Below are 1,039 nucleotides of genomic sequence, written 5' to 3' on the forward strand. Positions count from 1 at the left end.
TGCGGATGCGCAAGAGCGGCGACGAGGTCGCGGCGCTCGCGGCCGCCGGAGCGGCGATCGACCGGGTGCAGGCGAGGATGGGCGAGTGGCTGCGGGCCGGTCGCACCGAGCGTGACTTGGCGGCCGACATCGCGGCCGCGATCGTGCAGGAGGGGCACGCCACCGCAGACTTCGTCATCGTCGGTTCCGGGCCCAGCGGCGCCAGTCCCCACCACGAAGCCGGGGAGCGCACGATCCGCGAGGGTGACGCGGTGGTGGTCGACATCGGCGGCCCGACGCCGGCCGGCTACTGCTCCGACTGCACCCGCACCTACGTCGTCGGCACTCCCATCGACCGCGAGCTCGAGACCGTCCACGAGGTCGTGCGCCGGGCCCAGCAGGCCGGCGTCGCCGCGGCCCGGGCGGGCAGCAGCTGCGATTCGGTCGACGCGACCAGCCGCACGGTCATCGAGGAGGCCGGCTACGGCGAGTACTTCATCACCCGCACGGGCCACGGCATCGGTCTGGAGGTCCACGAGGAGCCCTACCTCGTGGCGGGCAACGAACGGCCGCTCGAGCCGGGGATGGCGTTCTCGGTCGAGCCGGGCATCTACCTGCCCGGTCGGTTCGGCGTCCGCATCGAGGACATCGTGGTTGTGGACGACGACGGATCACCGCGCCGGCTCAACCACTTCGACACCTCCCTGGTGCGCCTCGCCCCCTGACCGGGACACCCGCGTGCGAAGTCCGCGGGTTCGTGGACTCGGCCCGGTCTGGCCGGCTGGTGGCGTGCGAAGTTCGCGGGTTCGTGGACTCGGCCCGGCGACAGAGCAGACCAGGCGACTCAGGTCAGCAGGGCCGCGGCGGTCAGCGACACCGCGAAGGAGACCTCGACCGTCGCGCCGAGGACGTCGCCGGTGATCCCGCCGAACCGACTGACCGCACGTCGTATGACGGCCGCCCCCGCGAGCAGCGCGGCCGCCACGACGACCGGTCCGCGCCACCATCCCGTCCCGACCGCGAAGGTGGCCGCGCCCGCCACCAGCAGCAGCGCAAGGGT

The 1,039-nt window shown here is 73.2% G+C and carries 2 protein-coding genes; one reads left to right on the forward strand and one right to left on the reverse strand.

Annotated features, from left to right (window positions below; genetic code table 11):
• A partial coding sequence (locus tag FRW57_RS22005) for a M24 family metallopeptidase (RefSeq protein ID WP_152187081.1) occupies positions 1-704 on the forward strand: 704 nt, incomplete at its 5' end.
• Positions 705-823: 119 nt separating this feature from the next.
• Here the strand turns inward: FRW57_RS22005 and FRW57_RS22010 are convergent.
• Positions 824-1,039, reverse strand: a 216-nt coding sequence (locus tag FRW57_RS22010; protein ID WP_203230497.1) for an adenosylcobinamide-GDP ribazoletransferase, incomplete at its 5' end; no start/stop codon positions are given.

The sequence above is a fragment of the Segeticoccus rhizosphaerae genome, assembly GCF_009192725.1.
GTDB classification, from domain to species: Bacteria; Actinomycetota; Actinomycetes; order Actinomycetales; family Dermatophilaceae; genus Segeticoccus; species Segeticoccus rhizosphaerae.